This is a genomic window from Methanothermococcus sp., from assembly GCF_015523155.1.
Lineage (GTDB): Archaea > AGJL01 > Methanococci > Methanococcales > Methanococcaceae > Methanofervidicoccus.
This window is the reverse complement of record NZ_WAKW01000048.1, coordinates 30,881-50,784: the sequence shown is the minus strand read 5'-3', so window position 1 is coordinate 50,784 and position 19,904 is coordinate 30,881. Positions and strand designations below refer to the sequence as shown.

The 19,904-nt window shown below is 28.9% G+C and carries 19 protein-coding genes; 7 read left to right on the top strand and 12 right to left on the bottom strand.

What is annotated here, in order from left to right:
* Positions 1-403 precede the first annotated feature (403 nt).
* From cas6 to thrC, 11 genes are all read right to left on the bottom strand, one after another.
* Entirely contained in the window at positions 404-1,105 is a 702-nt protein-coding gene (cas6, locus tag F7B34_RS04825) for a CRISPR-associated endoribonuclease Cas6 (RefSeq protein WP_292460705.1), read from the bottom strand.
* Positions 1,106-1,126: 21 nt separating this feature from the next.
* Entirely contained in the window at positions 1,127-1,390 is a 264-nt protein-coding gene (gene cas2 / locus F7B34_RS04820; protein WP_292460704.1) for a CRISPR-associated endonuclease Cas2, read from the bottom strand.
* A gap of 7 nt (positions 1,391-1,397) precedes the next feature.
* Positions 1,398-2,363, bottom strand: coding sequence for a type I-B CRISPR-associated endonuclease Cas1b (cas1b, locus tag F7B34_RS04815; protein WP_292460703.1), 966 nt, complete (start codon positions 2,361-2,363; stop codon positions 1,398-1,400).
* Between the two features lie 10 nt (positions 2,364-2,373).
* Positions 2,374-2,892 carry a CRISPR-associated protein Cas4 gene (gene cas4, locus F7B34_RS04810; protein WP_292460702.1) on the bottom strand — a complete coding sequence of 173 codons (519 nt, stop codon included), beginning with the start codon at positions 2,890-2,892 and terminating at the stop codon, positions 2,374-2,376.
* Positions 2,893-2,901: 9 nt separating this feature from the next.
* A complete protein-coding gene (gene cas3, locus F7B34_RS04805) occupies positions 2,902-4,887 on the bottom strand; it encodes a type I-D CRISPR-associated helicase Cas3' (protein ID WP_292460701.1) in 1,986 nt (661 codons plus the stop codon).
* Positions 4,888-4,931: 44 nt separating this feature from the next.
* Positions 4,932-5,564, bottom strand: a complete 633-nt coding sequence (gene cas5d / locus F7B34_RS04800) for a type I-D CRISPR-associated protein Cas5/Csc1 (protein WP_292460700.1) — start codon at positions 5,562-5,564, stop codon at positions 4,932-4,934.
* Between the two features lies 1 nt (position 5,565).
* Complete coding sequence (gene cas7d, locus F7B34_RS04795; RefSeq protein ID WP_292460699.1) at positions 5,566-6,597, bottom strand: type I-D CRISPR-associated protein Cas7/Csc2; 1,032 nt, start codon at positions 6,595-6,597, stop codon at positions 5,566-5,568.
* 75 nt (positions 6,598-6,672) lie between these two features.
* The gene (locus tag F7B34_RS04790) at positions 6,673-9,222 is read right to left on the bottom strand and encodes a hypothetical protein (RefSeq protein WP_292460698.1); all 2,550 of its coding nucleotides are present in this window, start codon (positions 9,220-9,222) and stop codon (positions 6,673-6,675) included.
* A 146-nt stretch (positions 9,223-9,368) separates the two neighbouring features.
* Entirely contained in the window at positions 9,369-10,007 is a 639-nt protein-coding gene (locus tag F7B34_RS04785) for an archaetidylserine decarboxylase (protein ID WP_292460697.1), read from the bottom strand.
* Positions 10,008-10,190: 183 nt separating this feature from the next.
* Positions 10,191-10,697 (bottom strand): 3-isopropylmalate dehydratase small subunit, encoded by a 507-nt coding sequence (locus F7B34_RS04780; protein ID WP_292460696.1) that lies wholly within the window; start codon positions 10,695-10,697, stop codon positions 10,191-10,193.
* Positions 10,698-10,752: 55 nt separating this feature from the next.
* A complete protein-coding gene (gene thrC / locus F7B34_RS04775; protein WP_292460695.1) occupies positions 10,753-11,967 on the bottom strand; it encodes a threonine synthase in 1,215 nt (404 codons plus the stop codon).
* A gap of 306 nt (positions 11,968-12,273) precedes the next feature.
* On the opposite strand from thrC, the gene F7B34_RS04770 reads away from it, so the two are divergent.
* Together F7B34_RS04770 and tmk are read left to right on the top strand one after the other, a co-directional pair.
* On the top strand, positions 12,274-14,196 hold the full coding sequence (locus F7B34_RS04770; RefSeq protein ID WP_292460694.1) for a replication factor A: 1,923 nt from the start codon (positions 12,274-12,276) through the stop codon (positions 14,194-14,196).
* Positions 14,197-14,315: 119 nt separating this feature from the next.
* Positions 14,316-14,903 (top strand): dTMP kinase, encoded by a 588-nt coding sequence (gene tmk, locus F7B34_RS04765; RefSeq protein ID WP_292460693.1) that lies wholly within the window; start codon positions 14,316-14,318, stop codon positions 14,901-14,903.
* Positions 14,904-14,928: 25 nt separating this feature from the next.
* Here tmk and F7B34_RS04760 read toward each other — a convergent pair whose 3' ends face one another.
* Entirely contained in the window at positions 14,929-15,672 is a 744-nt protein-coding gene (locus tag F7B34_RS04760) for a UPF0280 family protein (RefSeq protein ID WP_292460692.1), read from the bottom strand.
* A 171-nt stretch (positions 15,673-15,843) separates the two neighbouring features.
* Here F7B34_RS04760 and F7B34_RS04755 point away from each other — a divergent pair, with 171 nt between their 5' ends.
* The 5 genes from F7B34_RS04755 to apgM all read left to right on the top strand — a co-directional run bounded on the left by F7B34_RS04755 (position 15,844) and on the right by apgM (position 19,898).
* On the top strand, positions 15,844-16,233 hold the full coding sequence (locus F7B34_RS04755) for a CopG family ribbon-helix-helix protein (protein ID WP_292460691.1): 390 nt from the start codon (positions 15,844-15,846) through the stop codon (positions 16,231-16,233).
* Positions 16,234-16,401: 168 nt separating this feature from the next.
* Entirely contained in the window at positions 16,402-16,821 is a 420-nt protein-coding gene (locus F7B34_RS04750) for a hypothetical protein (RefSeq protein ID WP_292460690.1), read from the top strand.
* A gap of 128 nt (positions 16,822-16,949) precedes the next feature.
* A complete protein-coding gene (locus F7B34_RS04745; RefSeq protein ID WP_292460689.1) occupies positions 16,950-17,645 on the top strand; it encodes a sugar phosphate isomerase/epimerase in 696 nt (231 codons plus the stop codon).
* A gap of 130 nt (positions 17,646-17,775) precedes the next feature.
* Positions 17,776-18,531, top strand: a complete 756-nt coding sequence (locus F7B34_RS04740; RefSeq protein ID WP_292460708.1) for a hypothetical protein — start codon at positions 17,776-17,778, stop codon at positions 18,529-18,531.
* A gap of 68 nt (positions 18,532-18,599) precedes the next feature.
* Positions 18,600-19,898 carry a 2,3-bisphosphoglycerate-independent phosphoglycerate mutase gene (gene apgM, locus F7B34_RS04735; protein WP_292460688.1) on the top strand — a complete coding sequence of 433 codons (1,299 nt, stop codon included), beginning with the start codon at positions 18,600-18,602 and terminating at the stop codon, positions 19,896-19,898.
* The last annotated feature ends 6 nt before the right edge of the window (positions 19,899-19,904 follow it).

The window sequence follows — 19,904 nt, the reverse complement described above, 5'->3', positions numbered from 1 at the left end:
TATTTCCATCCATCAATGGTCTGATTTTAACAGCTCAAAATTTTCCTTATTTTGCATAAAATACCTTAGCATTTCTCCTATATAAAACTTTCGAATCTCGAATCACATTGATTTTTTAAGTATATATAGTTTTAAGGGTGATTTACGACAGATGATTTAAGGATATTTTGCACTATAAACTAAATTTTATCAATATTTTTTTAAAATATTTAAAATCTACAAGGAACAATATAAAAAAACCAATTTTATCTTAAATCCTTTAAAAATCTCCATAATTTAATTTATCTAAATATATTAATAATACTAAAAATAACACTCATCTACGACAGGATTAAAATACTTATTTTCAAAAATAGAGGAAGTTTTAATGATTTTATTAAAAAATTAAAGATTATAGCTAGAATTAGACCTTACACATTCCAAAGCCCATTGAGGTTTTCTCACCAAATCCGCATTCATAACCAAACTTAATTAACTCATAATCTCCTTCAACCTTAAACACGAGCTCAGAACATCTATGGTATATGCCTTTTAATTCAACCCTTTTCTTTTTAAATGCTCTTATTTCAAAATCAAAATCATAATCGCATTTGCCGTAAAATCTTTCATACTTATTTATTAAGTTATTTTTAAAGTATTCGTAAAACCTACCATCATCAGGAAGGATATCGATTATTTTATCATTTTCTTTATCCCCCATCCTTAAATACACAGGAGATAATGTTTTTAATATTTTAAATTCCTCTGGAATTTTCTCAACGATTAAATTATTTGGCATGAATTTAATTCCCCCAACATCGAGCTCACCATAACAATTCAATAACCCATCAATAAAATTTTTCATAAATTCATCATCTGGTGAAGAGATGTATATATATGCCCGTCCATCTTTTGTAATTATTCCATTATTTCTATCCATTATCCTTCTTGGAATATTCAACCTCGAAAATGTGAAAAATTTATGCCTATCATAATCATGAAGTTTCTTTGAATACTCTGGATTAGAATTACAAAGCACATCATATATCGCAGATGCCAAATGATACTGATGATTAAATGGAATTAATTTTCCCTTTTCAGTTCGGAGCTCTAACTTTATCCTCATACTTGCTTCCCTCTTTTTATTTTATAGTATATCGGATTGAACATTCTTATCAACCCCTATGATATTTCTATCTATAAACTTCCTATCTTTTAGTTTAAATATTATTACGCTGTCAAGTTCCTTGTCTATTATATTCCTAATACCTTGTTCCACTTTTATAAACTCTGATTCAGTTAATTCTCCTTCAAACACACTATTTTGAACCCAATTTAACCAAACCCTTAAAAACTTTTTTATTTTATTTACTCTCTCAACCCCTACATCATAAACGATTATCACATACATATAATTCTCACCACCAAATTATAAAAGGTTCGTATTTTTCCATCCCTAAAACATGTTTTTGAAGTTTGTAGCACTCCAATCTTATTAACCTCTGATACGATACTTTTCTGCTTAGTTTTCTATGTTTTATCGTATTTTCAAGTTGTTTTTTATAATAACCTAAAAATAATTTTCTCCCCTCGTTATTTAACAGACAGCAATTTAAATCTTTCTCAAAATGTCCTTCCCTTATTATTTTCCTATTTATTAGATTAAATATTGTCCTATCCACCAACAACGGCTTAAAAACATCGGCAATATCAAGAGCAAGTGAAAACCTTCTATCTGACGGCTCGTGTAGGTAGGATATTGTTGGATGCAAATAGGTATTGAATATTTCAGTAATTACTGTGGCATACAAAAGGGAGTTACCAAAACTGATTAAGGCATTTATCTCATTGTGTGGTGGTCTCCTGCTTCTTTTTTCAAATTGAAAGTGATTTATTATCTTATCAAAATTTCCATAGTATTCATTCCTCATCAAAGCCTCAACAGACATTATATCAGTTATATTACTGGAATTATCCAACCTCTTCATTATGTCGTCGATTGGAAAATCAACCTTATATCTACTTAGATTTCGATAAATATTTTTAGCACTACCTTCAACGAATTTCTTTGCAAGATAGTTTCTTTTGTATTTATCTAAATAATGGCTGGATTGATGCACAACCACATTTCCAGAAAATCGCTCCCCCTTTGGATAGAAGCTCCCCACATACCAACCATTTCTATTAAAATAATGAATTGGAACATTGTATTTTGCCAATAATTCAACAACCTTTGAAGTATATGAAACTACACCGTAGCTGTAAATGGCATATATTTTTTCAACTGGAATCGGCGTTCTTTTCCCATTTTTATCTATAAAATATATTGTATTTTCTTTTCTTACAAGTTTTCCATCAGTTGTAATGTATTTATTCGATTTCACATTTTCCCCCTTATGAATAGCAAAATTCATAATATGCACATTTTTTGCAATAACTCTTTCTTTCAGGTTTTATAGGTTCATTATGGTTTATTATGTTTTCAATATCTTCGATAATTTTTATAATTTCTTTTTCGCCCTTTTCAGTTAATGTTATTTTTTCTACCTTATGTTTCGAAGGATAATTTAATATTCCAACAGCATCTATACCTAATTTTTTTAGATAATACAAATAATAGAGAAGCTGATATCTATCTGCTGTTTTCATTCTGTCGGATTTTTTGACCTCGTGAATTTCCAAAATTCCTTCATTATTCTTTATAAAATCTATGGCTATACTGTTGATAATCACATCTCTTTTTTCATTTTTGTATGAGCTCCTATGAAGGATATTGCCGAGCTCTACAATGTCGCTCTCTTTTTCCATCTGGATATTTTTTGAAAAAAGATAAAGTTTTGTTTTACAGATGAAGTAGTAGTTTATCTGAGTTCCTCTTATTTTAAGTTCCTTGAATGAATTTATTAAGTCCATAATATCCCTTTAAAGAATATCGCCATCATTAAATACCTCTATCAAATTAACTTTTAAATCATAAATTTCAATCCTTTTTTTGGAATATATAGGTGATAGCATTTCAATATCTTTTGTCAAATTTTCAAAAAATTCCCTATCATTAAAATATTTTCTTGCATGAATTTTCCATATCTCAAATTTTTCCATGAATATGTCTCCGATATAGTCAGAATATATAAACTTAAACCATTCGGCTTTATTTTTTCCACCAATAGTTGCTGCAGATATGACATCTTCTAATAACGAATATGTATCAATACCTACAACTACATTTTCCCGTTTATCCCTAAAATCCTCAATAAAAATAGTTTTAGTTTCTTTATCTATCTTAACAAATGCATTATTTAAGAGCCATATTAAATCATATTCTGTTTCTTTTCCACCATCATAGATTACTTTCCAAATAATGCTGTCATTTCTAAATCTTTTAAATGAATTTTTTATGGTTTTCCACCATTTTAATAGATTGTCTCTCACATCTTCATCAACGATATCTTCATCAATATCATCTTCAATAGCTTTCATCTTTTTATTTAAGTGATAAAATACCCAATAGTATTGAAATTTATCTTTTAAATTCTCTAAAATTTTTCTTCTATTGTATGATGGTTTATATAAATATTCTTCCATTGAGTTTATGACGCTCCATAGGATAGCTCCGCAGAATTTAGGAACTTTATCTTTTTTAAATTCCCTATCTTCAAAGGCATTTTTCATTAAATCCACAAAATCATAATAGTTTATCTTAATATTATCATTATCAATATTTTCCACCAAGTTATTGTATATTTTCGGAGTTATGGTGCAGTATATTTTGCATTTTTCTTTGCCTCTACCAACTCTTCCAATCCTCTGCATAAAATTTCTAAAATACATTCCAGAATCCATATAACATAATGATACAGGATAATTTACACCAACTTCTGATTTTGAAGTTGTAATTATAATATCGGCATTTTCCATTTGGTTACGATTATTATTTTCCTTTTTTTCTTTTGTTTGTAATCCTGTATCTACCCATATATTGATGTCTTCCTTCAATTCTCTTTTAAGTATATATTTAAAGTTCATGGCATCCCTTAACGAATCGAATATTATCAAAACCTTTTCATTTTTTGATAATGACGACATTATTTCCATTTTTACATTGTAATTTAGCTTTTCATTGGTTATTAAATATCCAAATAAACTTCTTTCAATATTCTTTGAGATTTTAATAAATTCGATATCTATCTCCCCTTGGATTGTTCTTCCACCACTATTGTTATCCAATGGTTGTATAACTATATTTGGCGTGATGGAATGTTCTTTGAAGAGCTCTATTAAATTTTCCTCAGGAGTGGCAGAAACAAAAAACCATTTTATTTTTTTAAAATAATTCCATAAAGATAAAAATAAAATTAAGATTGTTCCAAGCTGTTCCTCGTCATATATGTGATATTCATCAAAAATAATATAATCAAATTTATTAAAAAATTCAATCCAATCTGGGAAATTTTTCACATGTCCAAATCTATGATATCCACTATGCAATAGGTAATTTATTATATCTGGATTTGTTATAATAATTTCATTATTTTTTGTAATTTCAATTAATTCCTCCCCTCTTTTTCTACCTTTTTTTGTTAAAGAATTTCCAGTTAATATTGCTGTTTTTATCCCCAAATTTTTAAGAGTCTTTTCAATATCACTTACCAAAGCATTTGTGGGAACCACAATTAAACCCCTAGGTTTTGTAAAAAAGCCATTATCCTCAGCATAAATAATTGGAAATGAAAAGGAAAAAGTTTTACCTGCTCCAGTGGGAGCTGCGATAAAATTTACATTATTTAATTCAGCAATATCAGAATAAAAAATCTCTTGAAACTTGTGAAGGTTTATGTTGTATTTATCTATTGTTTTATTTCCAAAAGGAAGGCATTTTTTAGAAACAGTAATGTTTACGCACACCATAATACCACTTAACAACCTGAATAAAAATAAATAAAAAGGAAAAATTAAGAAAATAATCTCAAAACATCATCATCTTTACAATTGGTAATTAATATATAATTAGATAGAATAAATTTTATATTTTGATTTTCCCTCAATTTTATATCTTTTCCAAATATTTTTTTGATGGTGTAAAGATTTAACCAGAGCTCCGATTCATGACGATTTTTCTCTTCCAACAGTATCAAACATTCTCTGCCAGTTCCTATCCTTAGTGTGAATTTTTTTGGAAGATTAATGGAGTTATCATTTATCCACAATGACGCTTCAAATATAGAGCCCTCTTTAATTCCCTGTATGTGAAAATAATTTTTAAACAGACTTTTTCCCATCTTCTCAATGATATTTTTTCTAACCATGTAATCGGAAATTTCAGATGTCTTTCTAGCATATATTGGTGTTTTTTCAACTAATATTGGTCGTCCAATAGTCCAAAAAAAACCAAACTCTTTTATTTCTTCATAGTTTGGTTTATTTTTCATCTGATATGTGTATTCTCGTTTCATGGCTAAATTAAAATTTAATGCATAATCCAGTGCAATATCTCCTATGAACGGCTCAGTGGATGCCACACCTCCCTCTGTCCTATTGTATGAAAATAGTGGAGAGAGAAGAGTTATTTTATAGTGTTTAAGCATATTAGACACCTAATTCATTTACTAATTTCTCCACTTCTTTTTCTTTCAATATTTTGCACATTGCCATATAATTTAAACTGTCGTTTAACATTTTTAAATATAGTTGCCTAAGTTTTTCGTCATCATTTAAATATTCGTTTATTAAGGAATTAAACTCTTCTAATTTTTCATTTTCAATAACTATCGATGAATTTTCTTTTAATTTATCAATAACAAAGTTTTTAATATTTTCAAAATTAACTTCTCCTGTATATTCCTTAGATATTAAATAGGAAGATACAGCAGGTTCAAATGTATCTAATGCTATGGCTATAATGTTATTTTTCATGTTTGCATCCATCACATTTTGCTGAGCTCCATATCTTATGGTTTTTATATGGGATATTATTGCATGGAGAAAACCCTCTGGAGTAATGTCGTAAAATGTTAAAAACTGTGGAAAATATGTTCCTGGTTTTATATATTGGATTTCATATAAGCTCTGTCTTTGAGAACCTTTATCTTTATCCCACATTGTTCCTTCTTCACTTAATGCATTATGGGTAAATTCTTCTGTTATTTCATCCTTATCTCTTATTGAATAAGCCCATTCATATATTGCCCTTGCAGGTAAGCCTGTGGAATCATTAGATTGAGTCACTGAATCCCCAAATATTATTGAATTTGGATTTGCCAGTTGTTTTGACTCTTTTATAAAATTATACTCCAATTCTGGATGAACTACTTTGTATTTTCTACATAATATTAATCCTGTAAGTTTTTCCTTAGATTTCAACTTTCTTGATGGAATAACCACAGGCTCTTTATTACCTATGGATGTGCTTATAACCTCATCTGATTCGGTAGAACGGTTTATGAAATATCCCGTAGTTTCTCTAATGGTGGCTACTTTTATTACATTTGGAGTTCTTTTATCAAATTTATCTTGGAAATACTCTTCAGGAATTATAGAATATATTTTATTTCTAAACTCATCTACAATCTCTTTATTGTATGGAATATTAAATTCAACAGTTTCTTTCTTTTTTGCCATATTATCACCATATAGATCGTTATAAGCAAATATTCAACATTTAATATATATGTGGAAATAAATATGAATAATGTATTAGTTTTCTTTTTTAGAGTAATATTCATTTCTTTTTGCATCTGATTTTGTAGTATAATATAATCCAAACCCGTATATCCAATACCTTTGTTCCTTTTTAGAAGGGATTTTTCCTTTCCAAACACTTTCAAATAATTCATCATATAGCATATCACAGAATCTCTCTATCAATTCTTTTTTGCTTGAATATGGATATTTTCGATAAAGCATCCCCGCCATCAATGCTTTTATATTTTCCTTACTATATCCCTTTTTTACGCCAGTTTTCAACACCTCCAAACTTTCTCTAATCATGGAAGTTTTAGAGGAAGCACTTCTACTTGACCATTCTATTTCGGAAGCCATATCTGCAAGTTTTTCCAAAATATTCATTTTTTCACCGCCAATTCGTTTTATAACCTGATCTAGTTCAATACCATCCTTATTTATAAAGGATGTCGGATGGTCTAATTTAAATAGGTAGTAAAAAATTGCCATTGGATTATCGGCATAATCATTAATAAGAGAAACTACAATATTTGCAGATTTAGAACTGCCTTTTATTGTATATCCTAATCTCCATAGCAAATCAAACTCTTTTTTTACATTTTCGATTTCATCGATTCTCACCCTATCCCATTTTAGTTTTTTGAATGATTTGGGAGCATAATCAAATATTATAGTATCTTTTTTTATTCTATCTGGATTAAATGGATAAGTTAAATAAACTTTAAAACCTGTTTTATATACAAATTTCAATATATGATTATAAAATCTTATAAACTCAACCTGATTTGATATATTTACAAAGCCCATTAAAAATGGAGCCAGTTCCTCCTCACTTTTAACTCCAAATCCATATACTATGGAATTTTTATAATCCTCAATATCTTTTTTTAAGAAGTTTCCTAAATTCTCAGATATTTCTTCCACATATTTTGTTAATTTTTCATCGAGTATTGGAACAAAGTAATCATAAGCGTCAATATATACTGCCTTAAGCTCCCCTATTTCTTTCTTTTTATGATTTTTACCAAAAATTAATTTTCTTAGAATAATTTCGACTAAACATAAAGGACAAATATATTTTTTCTCATTTTTCAGTGAAACTACTGCCCTATTAGTAAATCCTTGAGAACTAAATCCAAAACATAAGTTTTCTGTTGCAGTTGTTGTGGCTTTTTTACCACATAACGCACAAATATCCTTTTTTGAACCTATTTCATAATTTAGATTGATATTTTTTCTTAAATTAGAATATTGTAATAATTCCAAAATGATTTCTTCTAAATTTATATTCTCGTTTCTGTATCTTTCAGTTATCAATAGAATCAAATCATTAACTAATTCGTCTTTTGGAATTTGTTCCTTAGCTTTTTCTATTAATATCTGATAGGTAATAGCCCCCTTATGTTCTGGAATGTACTTTTTCCTTAAATTTTCTTTTAGTTTTAAAAGTTCCTTTGAAGCTCCTTTTTTACTTATTAGTAATATCATTTTTAATAATACGAATCTTTCTAATTTTTCTCTATCTAATACTAAATCCCCAAATTTTTTTAGTATTTCATCTCTAATTTCTTTATCAGTTGGTAATTTTGATATTAAAAATTTTCTATGGTTTTCTTCTTTACTAATTAGATCATTAATGAGATTTTCAATATTTTCTTTTGTAGGACTTACGAATCTAAAAACATCCAATTGAGCTTTTTGGTTATCAATTGTGATAAGTTCTGATGAATATTTAATTATTACATTTTCTATTGCCTTTACTATTTCCTTTATTTTTTCATCTATTTCTAAATTCCCTTTATAAATAAATCCTCTTGGAGAAATAACATAACAATCTATAGTCTCTCTTAATATCTCAACAATAAATCTTACTAAAACTTCGTAGGGAATTTCATCAAAATAAATTATATTCACATCTACATGCTCTTTTAATTTTTTCCAAATTTTTAATAAATCCCCATATTCATTTATCGGAATAGAGATGGAATCTGCTAAATGGATAATTTCAATTAAATCATCTTTTATTAATCTATCAATACCTCGTCTTGCAGGTAATTTTTCATCTGAAATTGTAAATCTTGTTCTTTCCTCTGTTGCCAATACAAGGTACTTTATAATCTCCTTTTCTTCTTCATTTAGTTCAATTTCTAAATCCTTTAAATCATCTTTAAAATATTTCTCAACTGCTATTTTTAAATCAATTTCATTGTGCAGTTTATTTATGTCGTGAAATGTAAATGCAATTAATAGGCACTTTAAAAGCATTTTTATGTCGTCATCTTCATTATCTTTATTTATTAATTCTTTATCTATCCACATATTCTCTAAAACTTTTAGAGAGGGAATTATTCCATTTAAAATATGCATAGGATAACTCATATCTGGTAAATCTAATGCATTTATCTCCCCTTTTTTAATTTTATGCTCAAAAGCTCTTCCTCCTTTTGCAGGATATAATCCATATTTTTTAAATATTTTTATAAACACATTATTAAAATAAGATTTCGATTCTCTCTTAAAAACCTTTGATTTAAACACATCATTTGATTTTATTTTCACCATCATGCCACCCAAATTTAAAAAACTTTAATATATTATTGGATGGATTATAATATATAAACATAACTATTAACTAAAATGGTTAAGTATCGTGTGTTAATGACAATAGGTTAAACCATATTAAAAAAGAAAAAAAGAAAATTAGTTTTTTATTTATTTTTTATTTTCTCTGCGATTATGGTTTCTCCTGCATATACTCTGTCATTTTTCTTTACTTTTAAAATATATTTGTCCTTTGGAAGTATGACTGCGGTTTGGGAGCCTAGCCTTATAGAACCTATTCTCTGACCCATGGAAATGCACTGACCATCTTTAACAGTGCATATAGTTCTTCTTGCTAAAATACCTGCAATCTGGATAACTCCAATATAATCGCTCCCATTTTTAATAATAATTATATTTCGCTCATTTTTTTTGGACAAATCACCCATAAACGCAGGATAAAATCCACCATCTATATGTTTTATATATACTACCTCTCCTCCAACTGGAGCTCTATTAACATGGACATCAAATGGCGACATAAATATACCAATAACATAGGAGCCGTTTTTGTAGTATTTATCGATATCTTTTAAGATGTAGCTATTCCCATCCTTGTAAATTTTTGGAAGGCCGTTGTATTCTTCTATATATAATATATTTCCATCTGCTGGGGAAACACATAAGTTATTTCCATTAGGTATAGTCCGGTTTGGGTCTCTGTAAAAATAAACAGTAAATAACAAAATTGAACATACTCCAACAGCAAAAAGCTTTTGATAGGTTTTAATTTTTTTAGTTCCCATGTAATCACCAGTAAAAAAAATGAAAAAAATAATAATAAAAACTACATGTTAATTTTTACATTCCTTTATTCATTAGTAGGTTAAAATATATATATATATTATCATTTTTTGCAGGATAATATGCAGAACCTTAATTTATGTATTATTATACTATTTTTATTATATTTTTTTATTTTATCTTTTTTATTCATTAGCAGATAATTTCTTTTTTAAATGAGGCATTAACCCCCCATCACTTAAAATATCCATCATGAAATCTGGGAGTTTTTGACCTTTTAATTCTTCCCCTGTTGTAATGTTTGTTATTGTTCCCTTATCCAAATCTACCCTTAAAACATCTCCTCCTTTAACATGTTTTGTAATGTCCTCACATTCCAATAATGGAAGCCCGATATTTATGGAATTTCTGTAAAATATTCTTGCGAAACTTTCAGCAATTACCAATGATATGCCCAATCCTTTTAATCCCATCGGCGCATGTTCTCTTGAACTTCCAGAACCAAAATTTTTTCCACCTACAATAATGTCTCCTTTATTTGCTTTTTCTGGAAATTCTGGGTCTATTCCAGTCATGGCATATCTTGCCAGTTCCTCTTCTGTGGTATATATAAGATATCTTGCAGGAAGTATGGCATCAGTATCGACATTATCTCCAAAAACCCATGCTTTGCCTTCTATTGTTTTTTCCATTATTTCACCACCTACTTTAAAATTTTATTTATTTTTAGTTTCTATTTTTTATTATTTATTCTGTTATTACGCTGTGGAGTATATCCATATCGCATTCAATTTCAATAGGTCTTTCACTAGCCCTTATTGCAGCGTCAGGGTCTTTTAATCCATGACCTGTTGTAACGCATACAATTTTTTCATCCCTATCAATAGCATCCATCTCAATTAGTTTTATGAGTCCTGCTATTGATGCTGCTGATGCTGGCTCAACAAATATTCCTTCTTTTCTTGCAAGAAGTTTCTGAGCTGCTGTTATCTCTTCATCACTCACACTTTCTGCAAGACCTCCTGATGAATATATTGCATCAAGTGCTTTTGGATAATTTACAGGGTTTCCTATTCTTATAGCAGTTGCTATTGTTTCAGGATGTTCTTCTGGAACTATGGTTTTTAATCCTTTTTTAAATGCTTCAACTATTGGTTTTGCACCTTCCGCTTGGATACCAGTCATTTTTGGAAGTTTGTCAGTTATGCCAGTTTCCTTAAATTCTTTAAATCCTTTCCATATTGCACTTATGTTCCCTGCATTTCCTACTGGAAGAATTACTCTATCAGGAACTTCCCAATCAAGCTGATCACAAATTTCAAATCCTATGGTTTTCTGACCTTCTAATCTGAATGGGTTTATTGAATTTAATAAATATAATTTTCCTTCTTCTGCAAGTTTTCTTACCATTAAAAGAGCATCATCAAAGTTTCCGTCTATTTGGATAACTTTTGCACCATAGAACATTGCCTGTGCAAGTTTTCCAAGTGCAACATTTCCACTGGGTAATAATACAATACATTTTTTGTTAGATTTAGCAGAGTATGCTGCAAGTGATGCAGAGGTATTTCCAGTGGAGGCACACCCAACAACATCCACACCTAATTCGTTTGCTCGTGTAACTCCCATAGTCATTCCCCTGTCTTTGAAGCTACCTGTTGGATTTGCCCCTTCATTTTTCACATAGAGCTCCTTTAAACCGAGCTCCTTGGCAAGGTTATCACATTTGTATAATGGAGTTCCTCCCTCATGAAGTGAAACTATTTTTTTTGGATCTTTTACTGGAAGGTAGTCTAAATATCTCCAAACTCCAATTTCTCTTTTTCTGAGATTTTCTATTGATACTTTTTCCTTTAAAGCTTCATAGTTATATTTGACCTCTAACAAACCTCCACATTCGCAGGTATATCTCATATCATCAATGTCGTATTCTTTTCCACATACTATACATTTTTGAATCATTTTCTCAATCCTTTTTTAAATTTTTTTTTATTTTTTTATTTTTTATATTTATTATTTTTTTACATATTAGGTAAGTCATATATTCCTTAGGTTTATAGTTTTTTAATATATATAAATAATTTAGATATTTTTAAAATATATATTATTACTCTTAATTTTTTTATTGTTATATTTCAATTATATTTCAATATCTTATAAAGGTATAAAAAGTATGAGTATGATATTTTGTAAATTATAATTTATAATTTTATATAATTTACAATTTTTTATATATATCATTAATGGAAACTTTACAATGGTGAAATTATGGATATTGATAAATTAAAACAAAAAATATTAACAAAAATGTCTAAAAAAGAACTTGAAACTAAAATTAATAAAGTAATAAACGAAAGCTCTGGGTTAATGGATGAAAAGGCAGCAATATCTTTAATAGCCAATGAATTAAAACTAAACTTAGACTATAGTGATGAAGAATATGATTTTTCTATTGAGGATATAGCTGAAGGTCAGAGAAATGTAGAAATCACTGGAAAAATTATGGATATTTCTGAGGTAAAGGAATTTAGCAGAAAAGATGGAACAAGGGGAAAAGTAGGAAGCATAATTATTGCAGACAATACAGGTTCCATTAGATTAACACTTTGGAATGATAAGATAGAATTAATAAATGATTTAAAAAAGGGAGATGTTATTAAAATAACAAACGCATTTTCAAGAAAATGGAATAATAGGATTGAATTAAACAGCGGTTCTGATTTAACCATTGAAAAAATTGAAAATTATGATGAATCTAAATATCCTGTTGTAAAGGAATATTATACCATTTCAGAGCTCACTCCAAATATGCCCGCTACAATAAAGGGAGAAATTATCTCAGTCTATGATAAGAGGGAATTTTCAAGAAGGGATGGAACTATTGGAAGAGTAAAATCCTTCATACTAAAAGACGATACAGGAATAATAAGAGGTACCCTTTGGGATGATTTAGCAGAAATTGAGATAAATAAGGGAGATGTTGCTGAGGTAAAAGGTTATGTGAAGGAAGGATTAAGGGGACTTGATATAACTGTCAATACTATAAAAATATTGAATAAAGGGGAGGTTGCAGAAGTTCCAGAGGTGAATATATCGGAGCTCCCAAACTACAAGGATGATGTAGTAACTGTAAAAGGTAGAATTACCAACATTTCAAATCCAAGGATAGTTAAATTCGAGGATAGGGAAGTGGATGTTCAGGAAATTTATTTAATGGATAACACAGGAAAGGTTAGAATATCATTTTGGGGAAGAAATACCAATGTATTAAATGATATAAAAGAAGGAGATGCCGTAAAAATCACAAAACTCAAGGTTAAATCCTACACCGATTTTGAAGGAAATGAAATAATATCATTATCTGCACAATCTGATTCAAAAGTAATAAATGACGAATCTATCGAAGCTCCTGAATACACTGAAAATATAATTAAAATAGGTGAAATTTACAAGCTAAATGAAGAATCAAAAAATGATATTACAACAGTTGGAAGGGTATTGACTATATACGATATTAATGAATTTGAAAGAGGCGACGGAACTAATGGAAAAGTAAGAAATATGATGATAGAGGATGAAACTGGAAAAATCAGATTGGTGTTGTGGGATAAGGATACTGAGCTCGATATAAAAGAGGGGGATACTGTAAAAATAATTCATGGATATGTGAAGAATAATGGGGAATTTGTTGATTTAAACATGGGTAGATTTGGAAGAATTGTTGTCAATCCCGAAGGTTTAAATATAAAGGTAAATAGAAAGTTTATAAAAGAGCTTGAAGAAGGAGAAACTGCTGAAATTAGAGGGGCAGTTGTAGATTACAGGAAGCAGGATTTAATATTGCATTTGTGCCCAAATTGTGGTAAAAAAGTAGCGTTGGTTGAAGGCAAATACCGTTGTGAGGAATGCGGAGAAGTTGAACCAAGAGAAGTTGCAGTAACTACATTAATTGTAGATGATGGCACAGGTAATATTCCTTGTAGATTATATGGTAAAACTGTGGAAAGAATTACCAACACTCCACTGGACAAATTAAAAGATGCTAATTTGGAGCTATTGGAGTCACTACTTGGTGAAGAATATGTATTCTACGGTTTAGCAGAAAGAAGGTTTGAAAACCTTGAATTTTCAGTAAAAAGCGTAAGAAAACCAGATTTAGATAAAGAAATTGAATTATTAAAGAATTTATAAATATATTATTTATCATTTTACATTATTAGATTTTATTCATTATATATATTTTGATAATAATTTATATTATATTTTTTCTTTTTTTATGGATAACATACAGCATAATATTGGTGGAAGAAATGGATAATAAATTCATAGTGTTTGAAGGCATAGATGGAAGCGGAAAAACTACCCAGTCGAAACTACTTTCTGAAAAAATAAATGGAAAATACACCTTCGAACCTACAAATGGAGAGATTGGAAAGCTTATACGGAATATATTAAATGGCAAAAAATGCGAAAAAGAAACACTTGCACTTCTATTTGCAGCAGATAGGATAGAGCATACAGAGGAGATAAAACAAAATTTAAAAAAATCCCACATTGTTTGCGATAGATATATTTATTCTTCAGTGGTTTATCAGTCTATTCAGGGGATTGAATTGGATTTTATCATGAATATCAATAAATTTGCCAAAAAACCCGATGTTTTAATATTTTTAGATGTAGATATTGAAGAATCATTTAAAAGGATGGGTGGAAGAAGTAAAGAAATATTTGAAAATAGGGAAATGTTGGAGAAGGTAAGAAAAAAATATCACGAAATCATTGAAAGAAGATTATTTGAACCAAAATATGGATATATTCAAGTAGATACCACTGGAAAAGCCATTGAAGAAGTGTATAATGAAATAACAAAAGAACTACGAGAAAAAAATATATTCTAAACATTTTGTAATGATATTAATAATTTTATATCATCTCAAAAAACTCTCCAAGTGCAACTTTTTTATCGGTTTTAACCAATTGTGGTATTTTTCCAGATTTGCCTGCATATTCCCCAACAACAACAAAAACACCGTCTAAATAATCAATATCTTCTGCCTTTTCCAAACATTTATTCACCGCTTCATCCGGAGCTCCGGTGGCAAAGTTTCCTATACTCGTAGCTGCGGCATCTGCTATGCTACTTTCTTTTGCAAAAACCACAACTGCATCAGCGTTTCCAAGGCTTACAGAATGTCCAACAGTCCCCGAAGATGTGCATACACCATATCCTTTTGAAATTTTCCCTTTTTCTATTTTAAATCCAATCTGACCAGATAATGAAGATGTTCCAGCATATAGTCCAACCACAATATCTTTCTCAGCCCTTAGTGCTATATCTCCACCGTTTTCCGATATTATATTTTTGCATCCATATTTTACAGCATTTTCAACTACCATCTGACTTATGGTCCCTGCAACAGATGCCATAGGTCCAACATCTGCATTTTCTCCTGCCCTTGCCATTATCTTAACTATTTTCGGTGCATCAACACCAACCCTTACTGGAACATAGCTTGTTAGGAATTCAGGATGCCTTAATATATAATTTTCAAGATTTATTCTTTCCCTTAAAATGGTTTTTTTTGCAAGATTTATATATTTTTCTGCCTCTGTTTTTAAAGTTATATTGGTCTCCTTTATTGAAATTTTTTCATTAACCATGAACATAAAAATGACACCTTAATTTAAAGATTAAATTAAATATTTATTTTAATTTATTTTAAGGAATAATATAATAAGTTATATAAATAAAAAGATTATAATACTATTTATCTGTTTTTTATTATTATAATATTATATTAATTATATAACATACTATTATTTAAAATTGGTGGTTATATGGCTGAAAGAATAACTATGACTATTCAAAAAAGTCTTTTGAAAGATTTGGAAGACGTCATTAAGGAATCAAATAAATCAAGGTCCGAGGTAATTAGAGATGCATTAATTGATTATATAAAAAAATATGAGTGGCTTCATCAGATAGGTTCAAGAGCTGGGGAAATCACATTGGTATATCCATTAAATGTCCATAAAAAAGTTTTGGATGTTGAAAATAAATACATAAATATTATAGTAACCTCAATTAATTATATAATAAATAATGAATTTTTAAGAGTAATAGTTTTAAAAGGTCCAAAGGAAGACATAATTAAATTAACAGAGAATCTAAAAAGTATCAATGATATAAAATATGCTAAATTAACAACAGTTGGTTTTAAAAATTAAAACCTCCTCTACTATATCCATAATAGTAAATTATAAATTATTTATTTAGGTGTATAAATAATATTTAAAATATAGATTTTTATAAAAATCATAACCTATATATAGTTATATAATCTTTTTATATTGTATATTATGTAATAAGGCATATAAAATTTCAAAGGTGAGGGAATGTATATATCCGGCGCACAGGGGAAGATTTTGGTTCCTAAATACGAAGATGGTTTGATTATATTATCACTGTCAAAAGAAGACGGTGAAGAGATAGAATCCGTAAATATGGATAAGGAAACAACCTCATTATTGATAACTTTGTTGAATAGTGGTGTAATTACCGCAGAAAATATAAATAAAAAATTCAAAAGAGAAGGAGTAAAATTACAAAAGATACAGGATGTTGGAACTTGCTTTGCAAATGAAGGTAGCAGAATTTCGATAGCAATACTTCCAGCAGATGAAAAAAGAACAGCATCTATATTGGTAGGATTCCATAGAGAAGATAAACATTCATCAATAATAGTAAAACCAAAGAGAGCTGCCTATTTGGGTATGATATTAACAAAAATCATTATTTCAAATATTAAAGATTAAATAATAAATTTTTTTCTTTTTTATTTTATTTTTAATTTAAAAATTTAAATATAATATATTAATTTTTTTAATGATAATGTTTATATAATCTAATAGATAATAGCATATATTGTTAAAATGGTGATTTTATGCTCGGCATTTGCATGCGTTCAAAAATAGGAAAAATACCAAAATTACCTTTTAAAAATCCAGTTGAAAACCATACAAATTTTAAATATATTGACTGGGGACTTCATTACTATCCAAAAATAATAAAAAACGAGTCTATCATAGGATTTCACGCACCAATAATTAATTTAGGAAATCCAAAAGATAAAAATAAAACCTGTTTAATGGCTTTAAAAAATATACTCGATGAAATAAAGGGATATGATTACCTAACAATTCATTTGCATAATGGAAGGGAACCTGACAAGGATACTTTAATAAATAATTTATCAGAAATAAGCAACTATGCAAAAAGGAACAATATAACATTATGTATTGAAAATTTAAGGACGGGATTTTCATCAAATCCCAACAATGTAGTTGAAATGGCAGATATTTGCGACTGTAATATAACTTTTGATATCGGTCATGTGGCTTATAATGATAGGGAGGAATTCATTGATATTTTTTCCGACAGAATATATAACGTCCATGTGTATGAGCTCGAAAGAGATAAAATAGGACATATTGCACCAGATAATTTGGATAATTTAAGGCCTGTTTTGGACAAACTATTAGATAATAAATGCGATTTCTGGCTCATTGAACTTATGAAACTGGATGAAATTATACATACAAAAAATCTGTTGAAAAATTATTTAAATAACCACAAATAAGATATCTAAAAACATATAAATATAAATACATAAATATAATAGTGGTGAAATCTTGAATATAATTAAATATAATGATAATTTTATCGATTTCAAAAGGTCATTTAAAGAATTGGAACTTTCAAAAGAAACTATGGACATAATTAATAACGAAGGCATAAATTTAAAGGATATAGTAATTGGAGAATTTTCAGGGAGAGATAGTGCCGCAGCAATAATAAAGGCAATGGAAAATGATGATATAAATGTTGTTCTTCCAATAGTGGCATTTACTGGAACAGATTATGGGGATATGAATATATTTTATAGAAATTGGAAACTTCTAAACAAAAGGATAAATCAACTATATGAAAATAAAACTCTTTTGCCACTTCACTTCATGTTTGAACCAAAACTATGGAATGCATTGAATGGTAGGTTTGCAGTGACGATATCAAAGAAGTATAATTACTATACGCCGTGTGTTGGATGTCATTCATATTTAAGAATTATAAGAATCCCTCTTGCAAAACAGTTGAGCGGGAAAATAATAAGTGGTGAAAGAATCCACCACAACGGTGATTTTAAAATAGACCAGTTTAGAGAAGTTTTGGAGATATATCATAAACTATGTATTGAGTTTGATGTAGAGCTCATACTATCTGTAAAGGATGTAAAAGAAGGGGATGAGATAAAAGAAATTATCGGCTACAAATGGGATCAGGGTAAAAATCAATTTTCATGCGTATTCAGTGGAAATTATAGAGATAAGGATGGGAAGGTTATTTTTGATAAAGAAAATATATTGGGCATATTAAATGAATTTATATATCCATCATCAATTGAGATTGTAAAAAAAGGTTATGAAGGGGATTTTAGATATATTGAGATTGTAAAAAACTTTATTTAACATCTGTTATATTTTATATGTTTTTTAATTTTATATTTTAACGTTATTTTTTTAATTTTGGTGATATTATGAGAACCATTTTGATACTACTTGATGGATTGGGGGATAGAACCGCAGAAGTTTTAGGTGGAAAAACACCACTTGAATATTCTAAAACTCCAAATTTGGATAAACTTGCGGAAAAAGGCATGACTGGACTTATGGTGCCATATGGGGAGGGTATTCCATTGGGAACCGAGGTTGCTCATTTTTTGCTATGGGGGTATTCCATTGAGGACTTTCCCGGAAGGGGGGTTATTGAAGCACTTGGAGAAAATATGGAGATGGAAAATAATGCCATCTATTTAAGGGCATCCCTTGGATTCGTAAAATCTGATGAAAAGGGTTATTATGTAATGGATAGACGAACAAAAAACATATCAAAGGAAGAAATAAAGAAATTAATAGATTCACTGCCAAATTTTGTTGATGGATACGAATTTGAATTAAAATATTCTTATGATGTGCATTTTATATTAAAAATAAAAGAAGAAAATGGATGGATTTCTGATAAAATTTCTGATTCTGACCCATTCTATAAAGATAGGCATGTGATGAAGGTATTTCCTGTAAAGGAATTATGCAAAAATGACATGGAATATCGAAAAGCAGAGAGCACATGCAACGCATTAAATAAATATCTACTAAAATGTTATAAAATCCTTGAAAACCACGATATAAATATTAAAAGAAAGAGAAAACAAAAACAACCTGCAAATTTTCTGCTGACAAAATGGGCTGGAAAATATAATGAGAATATTCCTTCATTTAAAGAAAAATGGGGCATGAATGGGATTATTATAGCAAATAGTGCTGTTTTTAAAGGACTGTCGAAACTTTTGAAAATGAATTATATGGCTATTGAGGACTTTGAAACTGCGGTAAATACTGGAATAAAGTTAATAGATTATGATTTTGTCCATATCCATACAAAAGAAACAGATGAAGCTGCACACACAAAAAATCCTATGAATAAAGTTAAAGTAATTGAAAAAATTGATAATTATTTAGCCCCACTATTAAACATTAATTTGGATAAAAATTTAATAGTAATTACCGCCGACCACTCAACACCTTCTGTTGGAAGTCTTATTCATTCGGGGGAAAGCGTTCCCATTGTGGTTGTTGGAAAAAATGTCCGATTTGATGATGTTAAAGAATTTAACGAAATAGCATGCTCAAAAGGTCATTTAAGGATATTTTCAAAAGATTTGATGAATGTTATTTTGAACTATACTGACAGAGCTCTGCTTTATGGTTTGAGAAGTGGGAGCTCCATCCTAAAATATATTCCAAATGATGATGATATTGAGCATTTAAAAGAATAATAAGTG

Coding starts and splice junctions, on each gene's coding strand:
- cas6 (WP_292460705.1), bottom strand. CDS start 1,105: ATGAGGATAAAGTTAGAGCTCCGAACTGAAAAGGGAAAATTAATTCCA.
- cas2 (WP_292460704.1), bottom strand. CDS start 1,390: ATGTATGTGATAATCGTTTATGATGTAGGGGTTGAGAGAGTAAATAAA.
- cas4 (WP_292460702.1), bottom strand. CDS start 2,892: ATGGACTTAATAAATTCATTCAAGGAACTTAAAATAAGAGGAACTCAG.
- cas3 (WP_292460701.1), bottom strand. CDS start 4,887: ATGGTGTGCGTAAACATTACTGTTTCTAAAAAATGCCTTCCTTTTGGA.
- cas5d (WP_292460700.1), bottom strand. CDS start 5,564: ATGCTTAAACACTATAAAATAACTCTTCTCTCTCCACTATTTTCATAC.
- cas7d (WP_292460699.1), bottom strand. CDS start 6,597: ATGGCAAAAAAGAAAGAAACTGTTGAATTTAATATTCCATACAATAAA.
- F7B34_RS04790 (WP_292460698.1), bottom strand. CDS start 9,222: ATGGTGAAAATAAAATCAAATGATGTGTTTAAATCAAAGGTTTTTAAG.
- F7B34_RS04785 (WP_292460697.1), bottom strand. CDS start 10,007: ATGGGAACTAAAAAAATTAAAACCTATCAAAAGCTTTTTGCTGTTGGA.
- F7B34_RS04780 (WP_292460696.1), bottom strand. CDS start 10,697: ATGGAAAAAACAATAGAAGGCAAAGCATGGGTTTTTGGAGATAATGTC.
- thrC (WP_292460695.1), bottom strand. CDS start 11,967: ATGATTCAAAAATGTATAGTATGTGGAAAAGAATACGACATTGATGAT.
- F7B34_RS04770 (WP_292460694.1), top strand. CDS start 12,274: ATGGATATTGATAAATTAAAACAAAAAATATTAACAAAAATGTCTAAA.
- tmk (WP_292460693.1), top strand. CDS start 14,316: ATGGATAATAAATTCATAGTGTTTGAAGGCATAGATGGAAGCGGAAAA.
- F7B34_RS04760 (WP_292460692.1), bottom strand. CDS start 15,672: ATGTTCATGGTTAATGAAAAAATTTCAATAAAGGAGACCAATATAACT.
- F7B34_RS04755 (WP_292460691.1), top strand. CDS start 15,844: ATGGCTGAAAGAATAACTATGACTATTCAAAAAAGTCTTTTGAAAGAT.
- F7B34_RS04750 (WP_292460690.1), top strand. CDS start 16,402: ATGTATATATCCGGCGCACAGGGGAAGATTTTGGTTCCTAAATACGAA.
- F7B34_RS04745 (WP_292460689.1), top strand. CDS start 16,950: ATGCTCGGCATTTGCATGCGTTCAAAAATAGGAAAAATACCAAAATTA.
- F7B34_RS04740 (WP_292460708.1), top strand. CDS start 17,776: ATGGACATAATTAATAACGAAGGCATAAATTTAAAGGATATAGTAATT.
- apgM (WP_292460688.1), top strand. CDS start 18,600: ATGAGAACCATTTTGATACTACTTGATGGATTGGGGGATAGAACCGCA.